Below are 23,504 nucleotides of genomic sequence, written 5' to 3'. Positions count from 1 at the left end.
GCATTACCTCACAAGGGTCTTGTAAACATCAAAATAGGATGGGAAGGTCTTGGCTACGCAATCAGGATCAAGGATACGCAAGCCCACCGGACCGAACACCGCCAAGGAGAAACACATGGCCATGCGATGATCATCGTAAGTTTCAATATCCGCCGTTTTCCAGCCGGATGCCAATGGCGGCACAACCCTTAACCAGTCAGGGCCCGATGTAACGGTTGCCCCCACTTTTGCCAACTCTTTGTGCATGGCTTCAATCCGATCAGTTTCCTTGACACGCCAGCTACCTATGTTACGCAACAGACAAGGACCATCGGCATACAAGGCCAGGACAGCGGCAGTCATGGCAGCATCAGGCACAAGGTTAAAGTCCTCATCGAAGGCTTTCAGCTTTTCACCTTTTGCCAAATCAGGCCCGCTCACTTCCAGCCAATTATCGCCATAATCAACTTTCCCGCCCATTGCCTGAATGGTTTCAGCAAACCTGATATCCCCCTGAATACTGTCTTTACCCACGCCATTAATACGCACAGGCCCTTTGCCAATAAGCCCCAATGCCATAAAGTACGACGCAGAAGATGCATCACCTTCAATTTCCACTTGACCGGGACTTTTATAAACAGCATCGCAGGCGATAGTAAAACGCGCCCAACCTTGTTGCTGCACCACTACACCAAAGCGGGCCATCATGTTCAAGGTAATCTGGATGTAAGGCTTTGAAATAAGCTCTCCCTCCACCTCAAGGACAACATCTTGCGCGGTTTTTTGTGCAATCAGAGGCGCAACCAGCAACAAGGCAGTAAGGAACTGGCTGGACACAGAGCCTTGCACCTTGACCGACCCATTAATGTTCAATCTGCCCGGCGCAATTTTAAGCGGAGGATACCCCTCATTCTGCTCACAATCGATACGGGCCCCCATTGAGCGCAACGCATCAACGAGATCGCCGATAGGACGTTCATGCATGCGAGGCACGCCATGCAAGCGGTAATTGCCACCCCAGACCGCCAAAGCAGCAGTTAAAGGCCGGAACGCCGTGCCGGCATTACCCAGAAAAATATCAGCTTGCCTATTGGAAAAACCACCCTGACCGCCAATCGTAACCGTTTGCTGGTCATGACGTTCTACCGGGGTACCCAGCGTCTCGAGTGCATTTAACATCACCTTCGTATCATCAGAATCAAGCAATCCACTTATACGCGTTTTGCCTGCTGCCAGCGCAGCGAGCAAAAGCACGCGGTTGGATATGCTTTTCGACCCAGGCAGATTCACCTCGCCACTGGCCGCTACCGAGACACTCAAATCAATGAAAGGCGTACGCATTATTTACCTTCTCCCCATTTCTTGCGGGCCAAAGAGGCCTGTTCCAGCCATGCATGTAAACCTTCAGCATCACTGTTTTGTATCATTGCCCGGGTGCGTTCAAGCACCGGCAAAAAAGCATCTATTTCTTTCAGCATGGCTTCTTTATTGCTTATAAAGATATCCCGCCACATTTCCGGCGAACCACCCGCAATTCTTGTAAAGTCCCGGAAACCCGTACCGGCCAGCGCCAAGGCCAGGCTTGCCGAGTCGGACCGACTCACGACTGACATATAAACGGCAGAGAGATAATGTGGAAAATGGCTGACTGCAGCAAAAATCCGGTCATGCTCTGTCGCAGTGATTTCACGCACGACTGCACCACAGGCCTGCCAACATTGCCTTACTTGTTTAATATCATTATCCGCATTCTCGGGCAATGGCGTCAAAATGACATTGCGATTCCAGTACAGCAAAGGATCAGCTGCAGCAGGACCCGATTCATCAGAACCAGCAATGGGATGCCCGGGTATGAACTGCGCAACGCGGTTTCCCAAGGACCGGCGGGCATCATTGATAACCTGTACCTTGGTACTGCACGCATCGGTAATCACCGCTGTTGGCTTAAGCAAAGGGCCAATGACGTCACAAATCCTTCCAAGCACCGAGGCAGGCGTAGAAATCAAAATAAAATCCGACGTTTTACCTGCCTCCTCAAGGGTGGCAATGCGATCAATCAAGCCCAGTTGTAACGCCCTTTCAAGGCTGGCCTGATCCCGCCCTACGCCTAACACGCATCCTACATGACCACCATTTTTAAGCGCCTTGGCAAAAGACCCGCCAATAAGGCCCACTCCAACCACGCTGACCACAGGTATAAAGAACGATTCAGCCGATGTGGCCAACGTGTCATTCACCGACATACATTACCTTTATTGCAGGGGATAAGAGCCGAGAATCTTAAAGAAAGCGGATTTTTTTTCAAGCTCTAGCAATGCCTTGGCAACATTTTCATCATTGCGATGACCAAGAATATCAACATAAAAATAATATTCCCACTGACCGGTACGGGCCGGGCGTGACTCGAAGCGGGTCATTGACACATTATTCTGGACAAAGGGACTAAGCAAGTCATACACCGCGCCAATCCGATTGGGCACAGCAAAAATAAGACTTGTTTGGTCTTTACCACTTTGCAGGGAATCCAGATGTCCAATTGCGAGGAATCGGGTTTTATTGTTGGGATCATCCTGAATGCCTGCCGCAACAATTGGCAGATTCCAGATAAGCGCCGCAGCCTCTCCGGCAATTGCCGCAACGGTAGGATCTAGTGCCGCATGCCTGGCTGCCTCTGAATTACTGGCCGCCGGCACCCTTTTTACATTGGGGTAATGTTGCTGCAACCAATTATGACATTGCGCCAAGGCCTGCGGATGCCCCATGATGACACTGACATTATCCATATCACCGCCTTGTGTCATTAAACAATGACGAATAGCGATAATACGTTCCCCATGCACCTTAAGAGTGGTGGACAAAAGCAAATCCTGTGTCCGGTTGACCGCCCCTTCCGTCGAATTCTCTACAGGAACCATGCCTACATCAGCCTGCCCTGCTTCTACAGCACGAAACACCTCATCAAAGGAAGGACAAGGCAATTTCTGTATCGCATGGCCATAATATTCAAATGCGGCCTGCTCTGAAAACGAACCCTCTGGCCCAAGATAGGCAACCGTCAAGCCACGCTCAAGCCCACGGCAGGCCGATATGATTTCAGCCCATACAGCATGCACAGACTCGCGAGGAAAAACACCACGCTCATTGAGCGTCTGCAAACGACGGATAATTTGCGCCTCGCGCTCGGGTTTAAGCACAGGACCATCAGCCTGGAACTCATGCTTTATCTTACCCACATCCATGGCTGCCTGAGCACGTTGATTCAACAAACTCAGTATTTCATGATCGATACTATCTATTCGCTCACGCAGCGGCTTAAGCTTTTCCTGCAGCAATTTATCCATGTTGGCGTTCAAACTCTTTAAGGTAATCAACAAGGGCCAGCACCCCTTCCATAGGCATGGCATTATAAATGGAAGCGCGCATGCCACCGACTGATTTATGGCCTTTCAAGTTCAATAAATGCTGTTTTTGGGCACCCTCAAGAAAAGCAGCGTTCAGCTTGTCATCACACAAAGTAAATGGCACGTTCATGCGGGAACGGTATTCAGGCTGCACCGAGTTGCGATAAAAATCACTGCTATCAAGCTGCTTGTACAAAGCCTGCGCCTTGCTGATGTTTTCAGACTCGATGGCAGCAAGTCCGCCTTTAGCCAGCAACCACTTGAACACCAACCCGGCAACATAAATCGCATAAGTTGGTGGCGTATTAAAACGTGAACGCTCACGGGCCACATTGACATAATCAAAGGCACTTGGACAATAGGGCAAGGCATGACCCAATAAATCGCGATGCAAAATGACAACCGTGACACCGGCAGGGCCGGCATTTTTTTGCGCACCGGCATAGACCATGCCAGTCTGCCTTACATCTAACGGACGAGACAGAAAATGGGAAGATACGTCCACGACCAATGGAACCGTACCAGCACCTATGGCTTGCATATTGGGCAAGGCACCAATCTCAACGCCACCGATAGTTTCGTTACTGCAATAATGCAAATATGAAGCATCCGGGCTGACTTTCCATTCCTCGAAAGCTGGCACCCAAGTCCAGGGCTCATACATCTGGCCATTGATTTCCCTGGCCTGATGGCTTTGTGCGGCAATGCGGACGGTGCCGTAACGAGTTGCCTCTTTATAGGACTTGCCAGACCAAATGCCGGTTAACACATAGTCTGCCGAATGTGATGCGTTTCTTGCAATCAAGTTCATGGGCAATATGGCATTTTCAGCCGTTGCACCGCCCTGCATGAACATGACCGCATAATCCTCAGGGACGTCCAGCAAAGTACGCAAGTCATCTTCAGCCTCGTCACAAATTTGCGTAAATTCAGGGCCTCGGTGGCTCATTTCCATTACTGACTGACCACTACCATGCCAATCGAGCATTTCCTCGGCGGCCTGCTGCAAAACTTCGCGGGGAAGCATGGATGGTCCTGCTGAAAAATTCCAATATTGCTTATTCATAACCGCTTTCACTTATTCATCTATTGAAGGTTGAGAATCATCCTGATCCGGAACAGCACCGGAAGCATCATCAGGCGCTTCAGAAATGGCATCTGACACCACCTCGTCATCATTATCGACATCACTTTCAACAACCCGTCGCACACCCGACAACAGGCTTCCATCATCAACGTTAATAAGGGTAACGCCCTGTGTTGCCCGACCCATTTCACGAATTTCGGATACCCGGGTCCGTACCAGGACCCCACCTGTCGTGATCAGCATGATTTCATCATCCGGTTCAACCAGGACAGCCCCCACCACCTTGCCATTGCGGGCACTGGTTTGAATAGCAATCATACCCTTGGTACCACGTCCATGACGGGTATATTCCGTGATAGAGGTCCGCTTGCCAAACCCGTTTTCGGTGGCCGTTAACACGCTTTGCGTTTCATCACCGGCAACCAGCAGAGAAATCACGCTTTGTCCGTCTTCAAGGTTCATGCCGCGAACACCGCGCGCCGTACGCCCCATTGGACGCACATCGTTTTCATCAAAACGCACGGCCTTGCCGGCATCAGAGAACAGCATGATATCGTGTTCGCCATCGGTCAGATCCGCGCCGATCAGGTGATCTCCTTCATCAAGGGCCACTGCGATAATGCCGGCCTTGCGAGGATTGGAGAAGTCGGAGAGCGGTGTCTTTTTAACCGTGCCACGCAAGGTTGCCATGAATACGTAACGGTCATCAACAAATGCCTTGACCGGCAAGACCACCGTAATTTTTTCACCATCAACCAAGGGGAACATATTCACGATTGGACGTCCGCGTGAGCCACGGGTACCTTGCGGCACTTCCCAGACTTTCAACCAATAGACGCGTCCGTGATCAGAGAAACACAACAGGTAATCATGCGTATTGGCAATAAACAACTGGTCGATCCAGTCATCTTCTTTCATGGCCGTTGCCTGTTTGCCCCTGCCGCCCCGTTTTTGGGCTCGGTATTCGGACAAAGGCTGGCTTTTGATATAACCGCTATTTGACAAGGTCACCACCATATCAGCGGGTGTAATCAGGTCTTCGGTGTCAAGCTCTGTGGCATTGGCTTCGATGACCGAACGGCGCTCATCTTTAGCATTCGTTGAAAACTCTGTCTTGATGAGCAGCAGTTCGTCAGCAATGATGGTGGTAATTCGTTCGGGTTTTGCCAAAATATCAAGCAGATCTGAAATGGTTTCCATGATCTCTTTATATTCATTGACGATCTTGTCCTGCTCCAGGCCTGTCAGGCGCTGCAAACGCATGTTCAGGATTTCCTGGGCCTGCACATCGCTTAGGCGATACAAGCCATCTGCCTGAATACCAAATACAGAAGCCAGTCCTTCGGGACGATAAGAAGCACTTCCGCCCAGCACGCCACCGTTATCAGCATCGGCACGGGCCAGCATTTCCCTGACCAGGGAAGAGTCCCAACTACGGGCCATCAACTCTTGACGGGCCACCGGTGGTGTGGGGGCTGCCTTGATAATGGTAATAAAATCATCGATATTTGCCAAAGCAACTGCCAGGCCTTCAAGCACATGTCCGCGCTCACGGGCCTTGCGTAACTGGAATACCGTACGACGCGTAACCACCTCACGACGATGTTGCAGGAAGTAATCAACCAGTTGTTTAAGATTCAGCAAACGAGGCTGCCCCTCTACCAGGGCCACCAGGTTCATGCCAAACGTATCTTGCAACTGGGTATGCTTGTACAGATTATTCAGGACCACTTCAGGCACTTCACCGCGCTTGAGTTCAATAACCAGACGCATACCGTCCTTGTCGGACTCATCGCGAATGTCTGAAATACCTTCAATTTTCTTCTCATTGACCAGGTCGGCAATCCGCTCTTGCAAGGTCTTCTTATTGACCTGATAAGGAAGTTCATCAACCACAATAGCCTGACGATTCCCCTTTTCCATGTCTTCAAAGTGCGTTTTCGCACGCATCACAACACGTCCGCGTCCGGTTCGATAACCCTCACGCACACCCGACATGCCATAAATGATGCCCCCTGTGGGGAAATCGGGTGCCGGGATCAACTCCATTAATTCGTCAATGCTGCAACTGGGATTGCGCAGGCAGAACAGGCAACCATCGACCACCTCGGCCAGATTATGTGGCGGGATATTGGTCGCCATGCCTACCGCAATACCCGAGCTGCCATTAACGAGCAGGTTCGGCAACCTGGAAGGCAACAGCAGGGGCTCCTGTTCGCTACCATCATAGTTGGGCCCAAAATCCACGGTTTCCTGGTCTATGTCAGCCAACAATTCGTGAGCAATCTTGGCAAGACGGATTTCCGTGTAACGCATGGCAGCTGCGCTGTCGCCATCGACGGAACCAAAGTTACCCTGTCCATCGACCAGCATGTAACGCAGTGAAAAATCCTGCGCCATACGCACGATGGTATCGTAAACCGCCTGATCGCCGTGAGGGTGATATTTACCGATGACATCACCGACAATACGTGCAGATTTCTTGTATGCCCTGTTCCAGTCGTTGTTGAGCTCATGCATGGCAAACAGCACACGACGATGAACTGGCTTGAGGCCATCCCTGACATCCGGCAAGGCACGACCGACAATCACACTCATAGCGTAGTCAAGATAACTACGACGCATTTCTTCTTCCAACGAAATTGGAAGCGTCTCCTTGGCAAAGGAATCCATATTACTCACAAATTTTTATCTGGTTAGACAAACACACAATAAATGCACTTGCCTATAATGAAAAAGCCAATTTGGGCGAAACGTTGATTCTAACATTTATAGCGTACCGGCAAACATCAATTGGTTGACAGAAAAAGATTTTATTCCAGAAACTCCCGTCTTGATTTCAAATCAATTACTTTAAGTTTTAGGCTTTAAAGCCGTCTTTAAATGCTTAAAGATTTTAATGCCGACCACGCACAAACCCTGCCCCATAGCTTGTTGCTCAAATCCAACAAAATTTGTATATAAACGACAGAATTGAAAAGAACCTTTAAAAATGTTGGGCTTACGCTCTACAAGCCACAGGAAAATCGCGTAAGATCTAATCAAGAACACGGGAAAATCTAGTTTAACCCTTTGAATGAACATTCAAGCGTTGCTATACTGACCCTGATTTCCAATCATGCGGCGGGTTTCGCTGCGAGTCATTTTTTAGCTTTCAAGCTCAACGAGGAGAAACATGAATAAGCCCTCTAAATTCGCATTAGCATTCGCCGTGGTTGCTGCCGCAACTTCTGGCGTAGCATCAGCGCAAACTGTCGACAATTGGGTAAACCCATACGGTCTGGTTTGGATGAACGGCACAAATGAACATTGCTGGCGCGACAACTTCTGGACACCTGCAACAGCCGCTCAAGGTTGTGGCGCAGAACGCGTAGCCGACATCACAGCACAAAAAGTAACATTTAACGCTGATACTTTCTTTGACTTCGACAAATCCACCCTGAAACCTGAAGGTCGCAAGATCCTTGACCAGGTTGCTGAGCAGACTAAACAACTGAACCTTGAATCAGTTATTGCTGTTGGATACACCGACTCTATCGGTACAGCACAATACAACCAAGGCTTGTCAGAGCGTCGCGCTGCATCAGTCAAAAACTACCTGATCTCCCAAGGCGTTCCTGCTGATCAGATTATCGCTTCAGGTAAAGGCGAAAACGACCCGATTGCATCAAATGCAACTCGTGAAGGTCGCGCTAAAAACCGTCGCGTAGAAATCGAAATCGTCGGTTCACGCAAGTAATCGCAGGCAGTTTAATTTTGCCTACAGTAAAAAGCCCCCATCTGGGGGCTTTTTACTGCCTGCCTTCCGGACAGTTTTTCTTGGCCTATGATAAACTTGGGTTCTTACGGTTTACATCCCGATTATTTTCAGGTTTCAAGAACAAGATCCTATGAATACTTCCGCCCCCACTTCCGAACCCATCAATGCTGATCCGGCTGAATTGGAAAAATTCAGCGCCCTGGCTTCCAAATGGTGGGACCCCACCAGTGAATTCAAGCCATTACACGCCATCAATCCACTCAGGCTTGAATGGATTCAATCATTAGCAGGCCCCCTGGCCAACAAAACCATCATTGATGTAGGGTGCGGCGGAGGCATACTCTCGGAAAGCATGGCGGCAACCGGCGCCAAAGTGACAGGCATAGACCTTGCCCAAAAGTCACTGACTGTTGCAAAATTGCACGGACTTGAATCAGGTATAAAAGTAGAATACCTTAAAGTGGCAGTTGAACAAATCGCCCAGGAACGCACGGCACAATACGATGCGGTCACCTGCATGGAAATGCTGGAACATGTCCCCGACCCGGCATCCATCATTGACGCCTGTGCAAAATTGGTTAAACCAGGTGGCTGGGTATTTTTCTCCACACTTAACCGAAACATGAAATCTTTCATGTATGCCATTATAGGAGCCGAGTACATAATGAATCTGCTTCCCAAAGGAACACATAATTACGGCAGTTTCATCAAACCCAGCGAACTGGTTTCCTCTGCCCGTAATGCAAAACTTGAATTAATCAGCATGAAAGGACTGGAGTACAATCCTCTGACCGAGAAATATAAACTCAGCAGTGATACTTCAGTTAATTATTTAATAGCGACCCGTAAATGCGAAGAATAGTTTTCTTTGATTTTGATGGCACCTTGGTTGACAGCGCTCCGGATCTTGCACATGCGGCCAATTTACAACGTATCCGCAAGGGCCTGCCTGCCCTTGAATATGCTGCCTTAAGGCCATATGCCTCTCAAGGCGCACGAGGATTGCTTGGCGCTGCACTGAACCTGCTGCCTGATCATGATGAGTACGAAGCAGTACGCCAGCAGTTCTTGCAGGATTATAAAAGCTGCATGACCAATCACAGCCAGCTGTTTGCCGGCATCAATGAACTGCTGGACAAAATCAACCAGAACAATATGGGTTGGGGTATTGTCACCAACAAAGCGGCAGACCTGTCCTTTCCCATGTTCGACCATTTCCAGCTCACATCCCGCAGTGCCGCCAATGTGTGCGGAGACACCACACCCTACTCCAAACCTCATCCTGCCCCTTTGTTACATGCAGCACGGCTTGCCAACAGCCTGCCCGAGCATTGCATCTACATTGGTGATGACGAGCGTGACATCATCGCTGGCAAAGCTGCCAATATGGCCACCATTGCCGTTTCCTACGGATATTGCAACAATAAAGACAGCATACATGAGTGGCAGGCCGACCTTACCGTACACAGCGTCGATGAGCTTTGGGATGCGATTGCACACCTGACTCAAAAAAATGGGGTTAAAAATGGTTAATTCCTGGCATTGGGCCTCCTTGAAATTCTTACTGGCATCTTCCACGCTACTTTCGGGCTGTGTTCTTAACCCCGGTCCGGGTAGCCTGAACCTGGACCCCGATGGAAAGCCCACATCCGGTTTCTTCGGTCGCACCGCACTATCGCCAAGCAACTGGGATGAAATTGCCAAATCCATTCGAGACTCGGATAAAGAATCATTAGGTGTTGAGGTCAACCGCGTTCATGATGGTAGCCTGAGGGTTATTTTGCCAACCAACAGTTCATTTCGATCGGGAAAAACAAATATCAACAAAAAAATGTTCCCGATCCTGGATAAAATCGTTACAGAACTTAAGCAATCCCAAAGCCTGCGCATCAAGGTCGTCGGACATACTGATTCACAAGGCAATGAAATAAACAATCAGGCACTGTCAGTCCAAAGGGCCTCTGCAGTAGCCCATTATTTGATCAAAAAAGGGGTTAAAAGCGTACGAATCGATATAGAAGGCAGAGGAGCCATAGACCCGTTGATGAGCAATGACACCACATACGGCAGGGCTGTAAACCGCCGGATTGAGCTGTATTTGTACGAATTAAGATAATAAGCGAAGAGACAGGGGAATTCCCCGGACTTTTTGATCAAAAAACAAAACCAAAAAATAAAAAAGGGAGCCGAAGCTCCCTTTTAATCCGTTCTGTTGCCAAGTGGATCAGGCTCCTAGCGGCCTAAATTAGGCGGCTAATGCGTAACTTTCGTCATTTGCATTTAAGAGTTTTGCTTGATTTACGGTCATCGCCTACCGGCTGCCAGTCTTCCTATCTTTCCCTGTCGAAACCTTGGCGTCCCCATCAATAAGATACTATAATGTTGTAAATATCCTATTGGTGGAGACGGCGGGACTCGAACCCGCGTCCAGAAAACCTTCAGTTAACTAGATATACAGCTTGATTAGCATAATAACATAAAATAAAAATAAATCCACTACTCAAGAAGCACTTTTATTTCAATGCATTACACACTTTTATCATCCTCTAGCAATTTCTTCCAGCCCTCAACGCCCAAGCGGGTCACTTTCTCTATATTGCTGTCAAAAATGGCACTTGCATCTGGATATTGCTGCGTAGCCTTATCAAGGCTAGACTCCCTGATCAAATGCAAAACCGGATAAGGTGAACGGTTGGTATAGTTGCTGATGTCATCGGGCTCGGTATCGGCAAACTGGTAATCGGGATGAAAACTCGCAATCTGCAACTCTCCCACCAATTCAAGCTCTTCAAGGGTCAGCTCGGCAATATCCAAAAAGTCATTGAAATCATAAAAGTCTTCAAAAACGTGCGGTACCACCAGCAAACAGGTATCCAGCACTTCAGGGTCGGTATCAATCAGGTTTGTACACTCTTTGGCCAATACCTGATGAAGTTCCTTTACCGTTTCGGCACCGGTTACAACCATACGTACCTGATTCTTGACATACACACTTTTGGCAAAAGGACACAGGTTCAGGCCGATTACCGCGTTCTCTACCCATTTTTTTGTTTTTTCCAGGATTGCCGTTTCTTCTGAAGGCTGAATCGTTAACATAATTTGTTTAACCCGCTTGAATTGATAAAACGATATTGTATCCTTACTCTTAGAACACTGCTTACGTGTTCTGAAACAATAAAACCAGCTCATCAATCTTTACAAGCGTGTAAAATGAAACGTTTTACACTAATTTATGGCTTGTTAGCAACATCATGACCTTTGCTTTTATAATTCCCAGTGCGGTCAATGACCGCGCAAATACCATCGCCAACAGCACCGAATCTCCTGCCCTTGGCAATGAACACGCCCAAAGTGCCTACGAACAGCTCCTGACCACTGTTGGCAGCATAAATCAATCTGCCAAGGGCTCATTGATCACGGTTATTGAACATGGCACCACCGCCCTGAATGACGACCAGAAGACCGGCTTATTAAAGCAAATCGACTTTCTGATGGAATACAACGCCAACGAGACTATCCAAAAAACCATCAACCAGTATCCCGAGCGCAAAGACTCGTTCAACCTTACCGAACTGACAAGCCTGATCTGGTTTCTGGAAGTTGCCCAACAGCATCAGATTTTCAACAAAATAAAACGTTTGTTTTTCATCAGGCCAGGCCAAACGTTTGATCCTGCTATTCATACGATAACCGCCAGCAACCCTGAAACCCAAAACAAATTCATTCTGCCCAACTCATACCCGTCATCCTACTCATCAGAGCAAACCGGCAATATCTTCCTGCAATTCAATACCCGTTTGTGGAGCTTTGAACCCAGCCAGATCACATCGCTTCTGGACAGCTTAAAAAATATGCTGGCATTCATGGAACAACGCTTTCAGGAAAAAGGCTATGTAGACCTTGGGCATTGCCTGTATAAATTCATTGATGCCAGCCATATTTTTTATGACCTAGGCCTTGAAAGCAACCCCAATTAAGCCAACAACTCTTCGACCAATCGTATGACTCCCGACTCCCAGCCGGGCATATGCAGGTTGAACACTGCTTTTATTTTGTCATTGTTCAACCTTGAGTTCAGCGGACGCCTGGCTGACATGGGATATTGGGCAGTAGTAACCGGCACAACCTCTTTAAGCGCCAATGGAACTCCCCTTGCGCGCAATTGGCCAAAAATCAAGTTGGCATATGCAAGCCATGAGGTTTCTCCATCAGGTACCAAATGATAAATACCATCCAGGGTGTTGCGGGCAGGCCCCGAAACTTCGCTCAGATAGTGCCTGATGGCATGCGCCGTAATATCAGCAATTAAATCGGCGCCGGTAGGCACACCAATCTGGTCCTCCACAATTGCCAGCTTTTCTTTTTCCTGCGCCAGTTTAATCATGGTTTTTGCAAAATTGCCGCCATGTGCACCATAAACCCAACTGGTACGGAAAATCAGATGCCCGCAGCCTGTACGGGCGATTTCCCGCTCACCCTCCAGTTTGCTATGACCGTAAAAATTAACCGGATTTTCCAAGGCCGATTCTATCCGGGTCTGTTCTCCGGAGCCATCAAACACATAATCACTGGAATAATGCACCAGCAATCCATGATGTGCCTTCAGGGCCTGGGCGATGGCTGCAGGCGCCTTGGCATTGATCAAAAATGCCTGATCATGATCTGACTCGGCCCTGTCCACTGCCGTATAGGCTGCCGCATTAACAACTACTTCGGGTTTCAAATATTCGATGGTTTTTGCCAGCCCCTGCAGATCTGACAAATCACCGCACAAGCCATGTTCATTATGACGGGACAAGGCAAACACCTCACCCAAAGGTTGCAATGCGCGTTGCAATTCCCAGCCAAGCTGACCATTTTTTCCTAACAGTAAAATTTTCATGGCAAGTGAATTACTCCTGTTTGTTGAACACGCCACCAAAGTGACGACGCAAGAACAGACTGACATCATCGACAATGGTAAACACCACCGGAATAACCAGCAGACTTAAAAATGTTGAGGTAATCAGTCCGCCAATTACGGCAATGGCCATGGGGGATCGAAAGCCGGGATCCGCTTCGCTAAGCCCCAAAGCCAATGGCATCATGCCTGCGCCCATAGCCAAAGTAGTCATTAAAATGGGGCGCGCCCTTTTATGACAGGCATCCAGCAAGGCCTCATAACGGGAGATCTGCTTTTCACGTTCAGCCAAAATGGCATATTCGACCAGTAAAATTGAATTTTTGGTTGCTATGCCCATCAGCATGATCAATCCAATCAGGGACGGCATGGAAAAACTCTTGTCCGCGAGCAACAACCCGATGAAAGCACCCCCCAACGATAATGGCAAGGCGGTCAGAATAGTAAAGGGATGCAAAAACTGCTTGAACAAAAGCACCAGCACGATATATATGCAAATAATACCAACCGCAATAGCCAGTGAAAAACTTGCGAACAGCTCTTCCATGACTTCAGCATCGCCAATACTGACAATCGAGATACCCGCCGGCAATTGCTGGATTGAAGGTAACTGCATGACTTTTTTGATCACGTCACCCAATGCCTGGCCGGACAGTTCGATTTCAAAATTGATATTTCTGGCCCGATCATAACGATTGACCACAACCGGTCCTGCTCCCAGACGAATATCCGCGATAGTACTCAAGGGTACTGGACCTTGTGAGCCGGGCACTTTCAATTCACCCAGAAAATCAATATCCTCAAGCACCCATTTTTTCAGCGTCACTACAATCGGCACCTGGCGCTGATCCACATTCAGCTTGGACAGGGCCACGTCATAATCCCCACTGGTCGCCACTCTTAAGGTATCGGCAATGGCAACCGTGCTCACGCCATATTCTGCAGCCAACTCATACTTAGGATGAATTTCAATTTCAGGGCGCACCAGGCTGGCAGATGATGAAATATTGCCCAAACCGGCAATGGTTCGTAAATCACGACCAACATTCAAGGCGGCTTCCTGCAAGGCATCGGCATTATCTCCCGACAAGACCAGGACATATTTTTCTCCGGAACCACCCAGCCCGACCTTTATCCTGACACCCGGTATTTGCAGCAGCAAATCCCGGAATTCATTTTCCAGCACCTGCTTTACCGGCCGCTCCCCCCGCTCTTTCAGGAGGATGGTTAATGTCGCTTTGCGAACATCCTGCGTCGTCCCAATGGCAAACATATCACCACCTGCCGCCCCGCCACCTACGCTGGTATAAATACCCTCTATGTACGGATTACCAGTTAAAAGTGAAAGTGCATGATTGGCCGCTTCCATGGTTTCCCCTATTTGGGAACCAGGTGGCAACTCAAGATAAACCTGGGTTTGGGAAGTATCATCGGGTGGCATGAACCCGGTGGGCAACAAAGGCACAATCATGATTGAACCAATAAAAAACAGACCCGACAACATCACGGTTATCCAACGATGATGCAGGCACTTTTTGACCAGCGCCAGATATAACTTCATCCAGCCCGCCTCTTTTTCCGTCCGGGTGGCCGGCTTCAGGATATAAGCACACATCATAGGGGTTAGCATGCGAGCAACCACCAAGGAAGCAAAAACAGCCAAAGAAGCCGTCCAGCCAAATTGCTTGAAAAACTTGCCAGCGATGCCACTCATGAAAGCCGTTGGTAAAAACACGGCAATCAATGAAAACGTAGTAGCGACCACTGCCAGACCGATTTCATCAGCTGCCTCCATGGCTGCCTGATACGGTGATTTACCCATTCTCAGGTGGCGCACGATATTTTCCACTTCTACAATCGCATCATCCACCAAAATACCAACTACCAGAGACAAGGCCAGCAGCGTAACCACATTGACCGTAAATCCCAGAAAATACATACCGATAAAAGCAGGAATGATTGACATCGGCAAGGCAACTGCCGATATCAAGGTAGCCCGGACATTCCGGAGGAAAATCCAAACCGCCACTACGGCCAGCAAAGCCCCCTCGTACAACATCTGCATGGAGCCGTTATACTCCCCCTGTACGGGAGAAACCAGATCAAACGCCTTGGCAAATTCAATATCCGCATGCCTGCTTTCAAGTGCCGCCAGGGCTTCAAGCACACCCTTGCCAACTTCTATTTCTCCGCCCCCCCGGCTGCGGGACACCTCAAAGGCAATAACCGGCTTGCCATTCATAAAGGCAGCCGTTTCCGGATCGGCATAAGCATCGGAAATAGTCGCCACATCGGACAGGGTAATCACCTGCCCGTTATTAAGGGGAATTTGTATATTGGCCAGTTCAGCAGCAGTTTTAACCGCTCCCAGGGTTCGAATAGGCTGGTTCTGCTGGCCCAGTTCAGTTTTCCCACCCGACAATTCCTTTTGGATATCCCTGAGCTTTCTGGATACTTCCGCTGCCGAAGCATTCAGGCCTTGCATCAAAACCGGATCAAGTTCTATCTTGATCTGCCGCTCTAGCCCACCAATGCGCTTGACCTCTCCTACCCCTGGCACGGCCAATAAGGCCTTGGAGACCTCATTATCAACAAACCAGGAAAGATCAATCTGATCCATCCGGCTTGAGAAAACGGTAAAGGCAAGGATGGGTTGGGCAGCCATCTCCAGTTTGGTAACCACTGGCTCGCGGATATCAGCCGGCAAATCATTCCTGATGCTTGAAATGGCGCTGCGCACATCATCAACTGCTTCCTGGGTAGGCTTTTCAAGATTGAATTGTGCCGTAATGGTAGCCACCCCATCTTGCAATGTACTGAATATATGCTTGATACCCTGCACCGTAGCCAGTTTGTCTTCCATCTTGCGGGCAACATCATTTTCCAGCTGTGCGGGGGTGGCACCTTCGAGCACGGTAGTCACCACCACGGTGGGCAAATCAATATCGGGAAAGTTCTGGATTTTCATTTGATGGAATGAAAACAATCCCATCAGTGTCAACAACACAAAAATCATGCACGCCGGCAAAGGGTTCCGGATTGACCAGGCTGACACATTCATGGCACTTACCGCCCGGCCGTTTCATAAGATGTTTCAGCCACACGGACCGTATCGCCGTCCTCAAGGAAGCGGGCACCTTTGACCACAATGTTTTCTCCTGCCCCCAAACCAGACACAACCTCGACACCATCCGGCAAAGACTGCCCGATCTCTATTTTGCGCAATGCCACCCGGTTTTGATCTTCCAGTACAAATACATAGTAAAAGCCATCTCGCAACACCAGTGCCTGACGCGGCAAAATGATGACTTTATTGATACCCAACTGAAAATCGCCCTTAACAAACATGCCCGCCTTAACCTGATCGTTGGGAAAAATATCCACATACACGATGGCCTGCCGGGTTTGTTCATTCAGGGCAGGAGCCAGTTGCCGGACAGCCCCCTCCACGGAAGTTTCATCATTAATATGCAACAGAACTTTCTTCCCCGGTTCAAGTGCACCCAAATGGCGGCCAGACACCGAGGCCTCCCATTGCAATTTATTCTGCACGATAAGATGAAAAAGTTCCTGTCCGGGATTATAAACAGCACCCAATACCGCCGCTTTTGCCGAAACCACCCCGTCATAAGGCGCCAGTAAACGGGTATAAGCTAAACGCTGCTCTTGCCCAACCAGTGCAGCCTGGGCGGATGCCAGTTCGGCCTGATTGATTGCTTCGGTCGCCAGGACCTGCTCGACCTCTTGTTGACTGACTGCACCACTACCCATGATACGGCGGATGCGATTGGCATTTTTTGTGGCTTGATCAAGGCTGGCCTGCGCCCGGGTGATGGCAGCCTTTGTCTGGTCTATTTCTGCTCTGATGATGGTGTCATCAAACTCTGCCAGAAGCTGCCCCGCCTGAACAATATCACCGACATCGGCAAAGACTTGCTTCAGGCGCAGGCCTGTAGTTTGAACACTTACACTGGCATCCTGCCATGGCCGAATATTACCGGTGGCAGACAAAGTTCTGGCGACTTCACTAACCGTAAGCGGTTGAACAGAAACCGTTAATGCAGGACGTTGCTGCCCAGCGGGAATATCTTCGGCCCATACCTTGGATACTCCTACCAACAGGGCTAAAAACAATAGTAGAGATCGTAGCGTCAATTGTTATCATCCTGCAAAAAATGAGCCGCAACACTTGTGGCTTACATCAGGTTAACCATATCCGCCACAATATTGGCCGCCTCTTTTGCTGCGATATCAATATTATCCTTGCGCTTTTTCTCATTGGCCAATTCTTCTTTCAGGTTACCCTCTCCGGCCTGCAAGCCATCGTCAAGACGGAAACCACCTACATCAGACTCGCCCAGTTCCTTACGCCTTGCTTCAAAGTCCCTGCGCTGGGCTTCCATATTTTCACGCTCTTCAAGACGGGTTTGATAATTCAGGGAAATAACTTTCTGATCTGACAGTTTACGGGCGTAATCCAGTTCATCCTGCATTAATTTCCAGCTACCTGATTCACTTACGCGATCTTTATGTAAACGGGCCAGATTCGCTATAGTCGGTTTCAGGTCACCAACCGGCGTGTACGAAGCCGGATCAATCGCTGTCCAAGGCATCGCGTTTTCATAACTTGACTCACCCATTTCCTTAGCATCAAACACGGTTGGGAAAATAATATCTGGCACCACACCCTTAACCTGCGTTGAGCTGCCATTGACACGGAAAAACTTCTGGATGGTCCACTTCAGGGAGCCCAGTTCTTCATCCTGCGGACGACGCAAAAATTCATTCAGGCCGCGAATGGTTTGAACAGATCCTTTACCCCAGGTTGGATCACCCAGCACTACACCACGTCCGTAATCCTGCATGGCACCCGCAAAAATCTCGGAGGCCGAGGCTGAAATGCGATTAACCAGAACTGCCAAAGGCTTGTCCCACACCATCTCTGTTTTCATGCTGCGAACATTGGAAACGGAACCCTCTGCCGTACGAACCTGCACAATCGGACTGGGGCCACCAATAAACAGGCCACTCAGGTTAGCCGCTTCCGTCAGGGAACCCCCACCATTGTTACGCATATCAAGCACAATGCCATCAACATTGGCCTTCTTCAGTTCTTCAAGAATGGCACGGACATCACGGGTTACGCTTTTGTAGTTTTCCTCACCGCGTGCACGGGCGTCAAAATCTTCATAAAAGCTGGGGATGGTAATAACCGCCACTTTTTTGGCTTGCCCGTTATTTTCCACTTCCAGTACTTTATATTTGGCTGCCTGGTCTTCAAGGGTTACCTTTTGACGCACCAAAGTAACCACTTTCTGCTTACCATCAATGCCGCCCTCAGAAGGGATGATTTCAATCCTGACCGTACTGCCACGCTTGCCACGGATTTTATTCACGATATCATCAAGGCGCCAGTCCACCACATCTTCCATAGGACCTTTCGCACCCTGACCTACTGCCACAATGCGATCACCCGGCTGAATCAGCCCTGACTTTGCGGCAGGCCCACCCGGCACCACTTCGCGGATTTGCCCATATTCATCACGTTTTTGCAAAACAGCACCAATTCCCTCTACAGACAGGCTGATTTGCACATCAAAGTTCTTGGCCGACGTCGGACTGTAATAATTGGTATGAGGGTCTGTGCTGCTGGCATAGGCATTGATGAACATTTCACTGACATCCTCACTGCTCATACGCAAAATCTGGTTGCGGTTATTAATATAACGCTTTCTTAGGGTTTTCTTGATATGTTCATCAGTACTGCCTGCCAGTTTCAATCTTAAATAATCATTTTTGACACGCTTGTGCCACAAATCATTAATTTCCTCATTAGTTTCAACCCATTTGCTTTTCTTGCGATCAAGCTCAAAAGACTCATCAACTGAAAAATCGAAATCCTCTTTCAAGGTGGACAGGGCATGATCAAAACGCTGCTCTACCCGGTCACGGTAAATTTCAAAAATATCAAACGGAATTTCCAAGCGGCCACTCAGCAGCATGTCATTCATTTGATCTTTCACGGTAGAGAATTTCTCGATATCCGATTGCAGGAAAAACATTTTTGACGGATCGAGCATTTTTAGGTATTCATCAAAAACCGCGTGAGACATTTTGATGTCCAGCGGTTTTTTATCGTACTCAAAACGGGTCAGGATATTTGAAACAATAATGGCCGCCTTGGCATGCTCGATATCTGGGGAGATTTCTTGCTTCTGGGGCTTTTTCAGGTTGCCTGAAGTTACCAATTCGGTTTTGCCGGTGGCCGTATCTGCAGACTGGCGGGCCAACACCGGCTGGGTAACCCGGGACTGACCAAGTTGATCAACCTTGCTGACAGTTTCGGAGTCGGCATATACACACCCAGAGGTGGCAATAAATGCCAATGCAGCTACTAATACTTTAAACTTCATGCGACACAATCTCTTTTCAGTAAAACCAAGCAAACCCTTGCTGCTTGATTTATGTATTATTAACAGTCGGTTTGATAAGCGGATTCATGCCGGAACATCAAAAACACCTACCTTTCATACAACCTTGTATATTTGCTCTTCGTGCTTATTCACAAAATAAAGACACTGGATTTTGAAAAAAGTTTATTTTATTTGTCTTGTTTTCTATTTTTTCCAAAATGTAATTTTACCTGCGTTTTACCGCAGTCCGCCCAATAATTAAAGAGAAAAGCACAAGACCGATATTAGCAGGATATTCATCAAAAGTTACAGGAAAAAATATATGGATGAAATGCAAATGCTTCATCCTGCTACAATCTCCAAAACACAGGATCAACAAGAGAGAAACTCATGAACGGCTATTCTCAAAGAAAATCGGCAATTGCACGCTTTGGCAGTTTATTTTCCTTCATTTCCTTATTTTTTTGCGCCAATCTACCTGTTCAGGCACAACAGGCCGACTTTGCTGCCTGCCTCGACAGACTACAACCTGAAGCACAAAAAGCGGGCATTTCCGGACAAGCCTTCAGGCAGTTTACCAGCGACATCGTGCCAGACATGAGTATTCTTGAAAAACTGGACTATCAACCTGAATTCAAGCAGCCTATATGGGATTACATGGCAGCGCTTGTTGATGAGCAACGCATTCAGGAAGGCAAGCAAAACCTTAGCCTTCACAAGCACACCCTGTCTCGTATCCAGGAAAAATACGGGGTTGATCCTGCAACCGTCGTTGCCGTGTGGGGGGTTGAAAGCAATTTTGGCCAAACTTTTGGCAAATACCCGCTTACGCAGGCCTTGGGAACGTTAAGCTGCTATGGCCGCCGTCAGGCATTTTTCCAGAAAGAATTTTTTGCCACGCTCAGGATCCTGCAATCTGGCGACATTGCGCCAGAACGCCTGGTTGGCTCTTGGGCAGGTGCTTTTGGCCATACCCAATTCATGCCCACCACTTTCGAACGGCTTGCTGTTGATTTTGATGGTGACGGACAGCGTGACCTGATGGACAATACCGAGGATGCACTGGCATCTACCGCCAATTACCTGTCTAAAAATGGCTGGCGCAGTGGCCAGCCCTGGGGTTTTGAGGTAAAGCTGCCCGATAATCTTTCCATTGCCGGCGAGGGCCGCAAAAAGAAACGGAGCATACAAACCTGGATCAGCAAAGGCCTTACCGACATTAATGGCAAAGCCCTGGACACACGGGTTCCCACTTCCATGCAAGCCGGCCTGCTTACGCCCGCAGGCGCCAAAGGCCCCGCTTTCCTGGTTTTCAAGAATTTTGACGTGATATACAGCTATAACGCCGCTGAAAGCTATGCGCTTGCGATTGCCCACCTGTCCGACCGCCTGAAAGGTAAAGGCCCCTTCAAAAACGCCTGGCCTACCGACGACCTGGGACTTTCACGCGCCCAACGAATTACCTTGCAAAAAATATTGCTTCAAAAAGGCTATGACATTGGTGAGGCGGATGGTTTGATTGGCAGCAAGACCCGCGAGGCAATCAAAACCGAACAAACCAGACTGGGCCTGACAGCCGATGGCCGGGCCGGACAAAAAATCCTTCGGGCGCTACAATCTTCAAATTGATCGATACGACCTGTTAATTAAAACGCAGCCAGGATATGGCTGCGTTTTAATTGGCTATTATTTATTACCCATTCAAAACCGGTACCCAACTAGGGGGCCGACAAGCTCATTCAATTTGCTGGCTGGCACAAACACTTCTTAAAAAATTCTCGCACTGGGCCAGTTGTTCCAAATCTATGTATTCATTAGCCTTATGCGCCTGCTCTATACTACCCGGCCCGCAAATAACCGCAGGAATACCGGCTTGCTGGAATAAACCACCTTCCGTGGCATAAGCCACTTTGGCTATTTCCGTTTCTTTCGTCAGGCCACGCACCAATTGCATAATCGCTTCTTTTTCAACCGTTTCCATTCCAGGCGCACTGGCCAGCTTGATCAGCTCGATACCAGCATCTGGATTTTCCTTTTTCATTTGGGGAACCAGCACTTCATTGATATAGGCCTCAATTCGGGACAGGATTTCAGTGGGTGACTGGGCAGGCAAAGTGCGATACTCAAAAAGGAACTCACAATGAGCCGGAACGGTATTGATAGCATTCCCCCCCTGGATGGTACTGGTTTGCCCGGTTGTGAAAGGCACATCAAAATACGTATCAAACGGGCCTTTTTTCTTTATTTCATCGGTCAGGTCTCGAAACATGCAAATAATGCGTGCGGCATATTCAATCGCATTCGTACCCAGCGGTGTTAACGAAGAGTGCGCGGCACAACCATGCACCACACACTTATAGGCACTAATGCCTTTATGCGCCACCACCGGCCGCATACTGGTAGGCTCTCCAACAATACAACCTGCCGGTTTGACCCCTCTTTGCGCCAACTCTTTCAGCATAAGAGGCGCCCCCAGACAACCAATTTCCTCATCAAAGGAAAAGGCCAAATGCAGCGGCGCTTTAAGGCGGGCACGCGTAAATTCAGGCACCAAGGCCAGGACTGTGCCAATAAAACCTTTCATGTCGCAGGCACCACGCCCGTACAACCTTCCCTCTCGCTCCTGGGCCACGAAAGGCTCGCTATCCCAGTCCTGCCCGTCTACCGGCACCACATCGGTGTGGCCAGACAATACCAGTCCGCCCTCAAGGCATTCCCCGCTTACAGAAGGAATGGTGGCAAACAGGTTAGCCTTTTTTTCATCTTCATTAAAAACCAAGAAGCTATCTACCCCGCAGTGGGGAAGATAGGCCTTGATGTATTCAATCAATTCAAGGTTTGAATAACGACTGGTGGTATTGAATCCAATGAGTTTTTTAGTCCAGTCAATACTGGTTTGCGGAAATGGTGACATGCTTGTTTAGAAAAATGGAAAACGATATGGAAGTGTATCAGTTACACTGTTGTAAAAATGATATCAAAAACAGATAAATGTTGGTTTTTTGATTCAACAAGAAAAAAGCATTGCTTTTTCAAAACAGAACATGCATAATTACGTTCTTACTTGATGTGATTTAAGTAATTGGCTCTTTAGCTCAGTCGGTTAGAGCGACGGAATCATAATCCGCAGGTCCCCCGTTCGAATCGGGGAAGAGCCACCAAAGAATTCGTAGTCAAATCAACCGCTTACGCAATATGCTAAGCGGTTTTTTTGTTTCATCCGGCTTCTATTTTACCTATGGGTGAACAAAAGGTGACCGAATTTGCGTGCATCTCTAGATGACTCGCATCTAAATGAGCATACTTTTTTACCATTTCTAAGGTTTCCCATCCCCCAAGTTCTTTTAGTACCATTAATGCTGTGCCAGACTGGACATGCCAGCTTGCCCATGTGTGACGTAAGTCATGAAAATGGAAATCGCCTAAGCGCAATTTTTTAACTGCTGAGTTAAATGATTTCCTGTTAATTTCCTTAGGGTGCGATTAAATCGCTCAATATACGCATTTTGGTTCGGCTTGCATGGTTCAATATAACAAATCTTGATCGCTTGAAATTCCAAGGTTTTCCATCCAGTCTCAACCGATAAAAACATGTCCAGAAGCCCCAACGGGATCGCGTTGGATCTTGCACAATTGCGTTAAGCGCATCAATGACGGGTTGATCACGTTCAAGGCGATGCTGATTGGGGTCAGGCCGGTACCAACTGCGACGAGACAGACGCGTCAAATGATACGCCTTGGCAATGGACAACGAACCCTGCTGAACCAAGTGCAAGGCCGCTTCACGTCGTCGCTCCGGCGTCAGAGCTTTCCCACTGGTAATAAGTCGCGTTGCTGATGCCATGCTCGCGACAAATATCCGTCACTTTCATGCCTTGCTCAGCCAACTTCAAAATAGTCACAATCTGGGCTTCTGTAAATTTGGATCCTTTCATGATTTCCTCCATCAAAGATGATAATGGTA

19 protein-coding genes, 1 tRNA gene, 1 other RNA gene and 1 pseudogene are annotated in these 23,504 nt (G+C 48.4%); 7 read left to right on the top strand and 15 right to left on the bottom strand.

Annotated features, from left to right (window positions below; genetic code table 11):
* Window positions 1–3 precede the first annotated feature (3 nt).
* Genes aroA through gyrA form a run of 5 tightly spaced genes read right to left on the bottom strand, consistent with a single transcriptional unit; the run spans window position 4 to window position 7,140 of the window.
* On the bottom strand, window positions 4–1,320 hold the full coding sequence (aroA, locus tag ACM5Q9_RS01625) for a 3-phosphoshikimate 1-carboxyvinyltransferase (RefSeq protein WP_418142986.1): 1,317 nt from the start codon (window positions 1,318–1,320) through the stop codon (window positions 4–6).
* A complete protein-coding gene (locus tag ACM5Q9_RS01620) occupies window positions 1,320–2,222 on the bottom strand; it encodes a prephenate dehydrogenase (RefSeq protein WP_418142985.1) in 903 nt (300 codons plus the stop codon). Before ACM5Q9_RS01620 ends, aroA begins: the two co-directional genes overlap by 1 nt.
* A gap of 9 nt (window positions 2,223–2,231) precedes the next feature.
* Window positions 2,232–3,320: a prephenate dehydratase gene (gene pheA, locus ACM5Q9_RS01615; protein WP_418142984.1), complete on the bottom strand. Its 1,089-nt coding sequence runs from the start codon at window positions 3,318–3,320 to the stop codon at window positions 2,232–2,234.
* Window positions 3,313–4,446 (bottom strand): 3-phosphoserine/phosphohydroxythreonine transaminase, encoded by a 1,134-nt coding sequence (gene serC / locus ACM5Q9_RS01610; RefSeq protein ID WP_418142983.1) that lies wholly within the window; start codon window positions 4,444–4,446, stop codon window positions 3,313–3,315. The genes pheA and serC overlap by 8 nt, the downstream gene beginning before the upstream one ends.
* A 12-nt stretch (window positions 4,447–4,458) precedes the next feature.
* Window positions 4,459–7,140 (bottom strand): DNA gyrase subunit A, encoded by a 2,682-nt coding sequence (gene gyrA / locus ACM5Q9_RS01605; RefSeq protein WP_418143147.1) that lies wholly within the window; start codon window positions 7,138–7,140, stop codon window positions 4,459–4,461.
* 502 nt (window positions 7,141–7,642) lie between these two features.
* Here gyrA and ompA point away from each other — a divergent pair.
* From ompA to ACM5Q9_RS01585, 4 genes are all read left to right on the top strand, one after another.
* Window positions 7,643–8,206: an outer membrane protein OmpA gene (gene ompA, locus ACM5Q9_RS01600; RefSeq protein WP_418142982.1), complete on the top strand. Its 564-nt coding sequence runs from the start codon at window positions 7,643–7,645 to the stop codon at window positions 8,204–8,206.
* A 151-nt stretch (window positions 8,207–8,357) separates the two neighbouring features.
* Window positions 8,358–9,089 (top strand): bifunctional 2-polyprenyl-6-hydroxyphenol methylase/3-demethylubiquinol 3-O-methyltransferase UbiG, encoded by a 732-nt coding sequence (gene ubiG, locus ACM5Q9_RS01595; RefSeq protein ID WP_418142981.1) that lies wholly within the window; start codon window positions 8,358–8,360, stop codon window positions 9,087–9,089.
* The gene (locus ACM5Q9_RS01590) at window positions 9,077–9,760 is read left to right on the top strand and encodes an HAD-IA family hydrolase (RefSeq protein ID WP_418142980.1); all 684 of its coding nucleotides are present in this window, start codon (window positions 9,077–9,079) and stop codon (window positions 9,758–9,760) included. The genes ubiG and ACM5Q9_RS01590 overlap by 13 nt, the downstream gene beginning before the upstream one ends.
* The gene (locus ACM5Q9_RS01585; protein ID WP_418142979.1) at window positions 9,753–10,343 is read left to right on the top strand and encodes an OmpA family protein; all 591 of its coding nucleotides are present in this window, start codon (window positions 9,753–9,755) and stop codon (window positions 10,341–10,343) included. The genes ACM5Q9_RS01590 and ACM5Q9_RS01585 overlap by 8 nt, the downstream gene beginning before the upstream one ends.
* Before the next feature lie 58 nt (window positions 10,344–10,401).
* Here ACM5Q9_RS01585 and ssrA read toward each other — a convergent pair.
* Together ssrA and ACM5Q9_RS01575 are read right to left on the bottom strand one after the other, a co-directional pair.
* Window positions 10,402–10,722: a transfer-messenger RNA gene (ssrA, locus tag ACM5Q9_RS01580) on the bottom strand.
* Between the two features lie 31 nt (window positions 10,723–10,753).
* Window positions 10,754–11,323, bottom strand: a complete 570-nt coding sequence (locus tag ACM5Q9_RS01575) for a DUF1415 domain-containing protein (protein WP_418142978.1) — start codon at window positions 11,321–11,323, stop codon at window positions 10,754–10,756.
* Between the two features lie 155 nt (window positions 11,324–11,478).
* Between ACM5Q9_RS01575 and ACM5Q9_RS01570 the strand changes: the two genes are divergently transcribed.
* On the top strand, window positions 11,479–12,204 hold the full coding sequence (locus ACM5Q9_RS01570) for a hypothetical protein (protein WP_418142977.1): 726 nt from the start codon (window positions 11,479–11,481) through the stop codon (window positions 12,202–12,204).
* Here the strand turns inward: ACM5Q9_RS01570 and rfbD are convergent.
* The 4 genes from rfbD to ACM5Q9_RS01550 are packed head-to-tail and all read right to left on the bottom strand — an operon-like array spanning window position 12,201 to window position 19,540.
* Window positions 12,201–13,109 (bottom strand): dTDP-4-dehydrorhamnose reductase, encoded by a 909-nt coding sequence (gene rfbD / locus ACM5Q9_RS01565; RefSeq protein ID WP_418142976.1) that lies wholly within the window; start codon window positions 13,107–13,109, stop codon window positions 12,201–12,203. The two genes, ACM5Q9_RS01570 and rfbD, sit on opposite strands and share 4 nt — an antisense overlap.
* A gap of 10 nt (window positions 13,110–13,119) precedes the next feature.
* Entirely contained in the window at window positions 13,120–16,188 is a 3,069-nt protein-coding gene (locus ACM5Q9_RS01560) for an efflux RND transporter permease subunit (RefSeq protein WP_418142975.1), read from the bottom strand.
* Window positions 16,189–16,193: 5 nt separating this feature from the next.
* Window positions 16,194–17,282, bottom strand: coding sequence for an efflux RND transporter periplasmic adaptor subunit (locus ACM5Q9_RS01555; RefSeq protein ID WP_418142974.1), 1,089 nt, complete (start codon window positions 17,280–17,282; stop codon window positions 16,194–16,196).
* Window positions 17,283–17,323: 41 nt separating this feature from the next.
* Complete coding sequence (locus tag ACM5Q9_RS01550; RefSeq protein ID WP_418142973.1) at window positions 17,324–19,540, bottom strand: carboxy terminal-processing peptidase; 2,217 nt, start codon at window positions 19,538–19,540, stop codon at window positions 17,324–17,326.
* A gap of 390 nt (window positions 19,541–19,930) precedes the next feature.
* Between ACM5Q9_RS01550 and ACM5Q9_RS01545 the strand changes: the two genes are divergently transcribed.
* A complete protein-coding gene (locus tag ACM5Q9_RS01545) occupies window positions 19,931–21,169 on the top strand; it encodes a lytic murein transglycosylase (RefSeq protein WP_418142972.1) in 1,239 nt (412 codons plus the stop codon).
* Window positions 21,170–21,275: 106 nt separating this feature from the next.
* On the opposite strand, the gene argE is transcribed toward ACM5Q9_RS01545, so the two are convergent.
* A complete protein-coding gene (argE, locus tag ACM5Q9_RS01540) occupies window positions 21,276–22,454 on the bottom strand; it encodes an acetylornithine deacetylase (RefSeq protein WP_418142971.1) in 1,179 nt (392 codons plus the stop codon).
* A 170-nt stretch (window positions 22,455–22,624) separates the two neighbouring features.
* Here argE and ACM5Q9_RS01535 point away from each other — a divergent pair.
* Window positions 22,625–22,701, top strand: a tRNA-Met gene (locus tag ACM5Q9_RS01535).
* Window positions 22,702–22,756: 55 nt separating this feature from the next.
* Here the strand turns inward: ACM5Q9_RS01535 and ACM5Q9_RS01530 are convergent.
* The 3 genes and pseudogenes from ACM5Q9_RS01530 to ACM5Q9_RS01520 all read right to left on the bottom strand — a co-directional run.
* A pseudogene (locus ACM5Q9_RS01530) lies at window positions 22,757–22,999 on the bottom strand (tyrosine-type recombinase/integrase); the annotation flags it as partial.
* A complete protein-coding gene (locus tag ACM5Q9_RS01525; protein ID WP_418142970.1) occupies window positions 22,963–23,133 on the bottom strand; it encodes an integrase core domain-containing protein in 171 nt (56 codons plus the stop codon). The gene ACM5Q9_RS01525 and the pseudogene ACM5Q9_RS01530, both read right to left, overlap by 37 nt.
* Window positions 23,134–23,322: 189 nt before the next feature.
* Window positions 23,323–23,475 carry a transposase gene (locus ACM5Q9_RS01520; RefSeq protein ID WP_418142969.1) on the bottom strand — a complete coding sequence of 51 codons (153 nt, stop codon included), beginning with the start codon at window positions 23,473–23,475 and terminating at the stop codon, window positions 23,323–23,325.
* Between the last annotated feature and the right edge of the window lie 29 nt (window positions 23,476–23,504).

The sequence above is a fragment of the Advenella sp. RU8 genome, assembly GCF_048381675.1.
GTDB lineage: Bacteria > Pseudomonadota > Gammaproteobacteria > Burkholderiales > Burkholderiaceae_B > Advenella.
Note: the sequence above shows the minus strand (reverse complement) of the source record. Positions and strands in the feature narration are given on the sequence as shown.

Coding starts and splice junctions, on each gene's coding strand:
- gyrA (WP_418143147.1), bottom strand. CDS start 7,140: ATGGATTCCTTTGCCAAGGAGACGCTTCCAATTTCGTTGGAAGAAGAA.
- ACM5Q9_RS01545 (WP_418142972.1), top strand. CDS start 19,931: ATGAACGGCTATTCTCAAAGAAAATCGGCAATTGCACGCTTTGGCAGT.
- ACM5Q9_RS01560 (WP_418142975.1), bottom strand. CDS start 16,188: ATGAATGTGTCAGCCTGGTCAATCCGGAACCCTTTGCCGGCGTGCATG.
- ACM5Q9_RS01590 (WP_418142980.1), top strand. CDS start 9,077: ATGCGAAGAATAGTTTTCTTTGATTTTGATGGCACCTTGGTTGACAGC.
- argE (WP_418142971.1), bottom strand. CDS start 22,454: ATGTCACCATTTCCGCAAACCAGTATTGACTGGACTAAAAAACTCATT.
- ACM5Q9_RS01570 (WP_418142977.1), top strand. CDS start 11,479: ATGACCTTTGCTTTTATAATTCCCAGTGCGGTCAATGACCGCGCAAAT.
- rfbD (WP_418142976.1), bottom strand. CDS start 13,109: ATGAAAATTTTACTGTTAGGAAAAAATGGTCAGCTTGGCTGGGAATTG.
- ACM5Q9_RS01585 (WP_418142979.1), top strand. CDS start 9,753: ATGGTTAATTCCTGGCATTGGGCCTCCTTGAAATTCTTACTGGCATCT.
- pheA (WP_418142984.1), bottom strand. CDS start 3,320: ATGGATAAATTGCTGCAGGAAAAGCTTAAGCCGCTGCGTGAGCGAATA.
- aroA (WP_418142986.1), bottom strand. CDS start 1,320: ATGCGTACGCCTTTCATTGATTTGAGTGTCTCGGTAGCGGCCAGTGGC.
- ompA (WP_418142982.1), top strand. CDS start 7,643: ATGAATAAGCCCTCTAAATTCGCATTAGCATTCGCCGTGGTTGCTGCC.
- ACM5Q9_RS01620 (WP_418142985.1), bottom strand. CDS start 2,222: ATGTCGGTGAATGACACGTTGGCCACATCGGCTGAATCGTTCTTTATA.
- ubiG (WP_418142981.1), top strand. CDS start 8,358: ATGAATACTTCCGCCCCCACTTCCGAACCCATCAATGCTGATCCGGCT.
- ACM5Q9_RS01525 (WP_418142970.1), bottom strand. CDS start 23,133: ATGTTTTTATCGGTTGAGACTGGATGGAAAACCTTGGAATTTCAAGCG.
- ACM5Q9_RS01520 (WP_418142969.1), bottom strand. CDS start 23,475: ATGAAAGGATCCAAATTTACAGAAGCCCAGATTGTGACTATTTTGAAG.
- serC (WP_418142983.1), bottom strand. CDS start 4,446: ATGAATAAGCAATATTGGAATTTTTCAGCAGGACCATCCATGCTTCCC.
- ACM5Q9_RS01550 (WP_418142973.1), bottom strand. CDS start 19,540: ATGAAGTTTAAAGTATTAGTAGCTGCATTGGCATTTATTGCCACCTCT.
- ACM5Q9_RS01575 (WP_418142978.1), bottom strand. CDS start 11,323: ATGTTAACGATTCAGCCTTCAGAAGAAACGGCAATCCTGGAAAAAACA.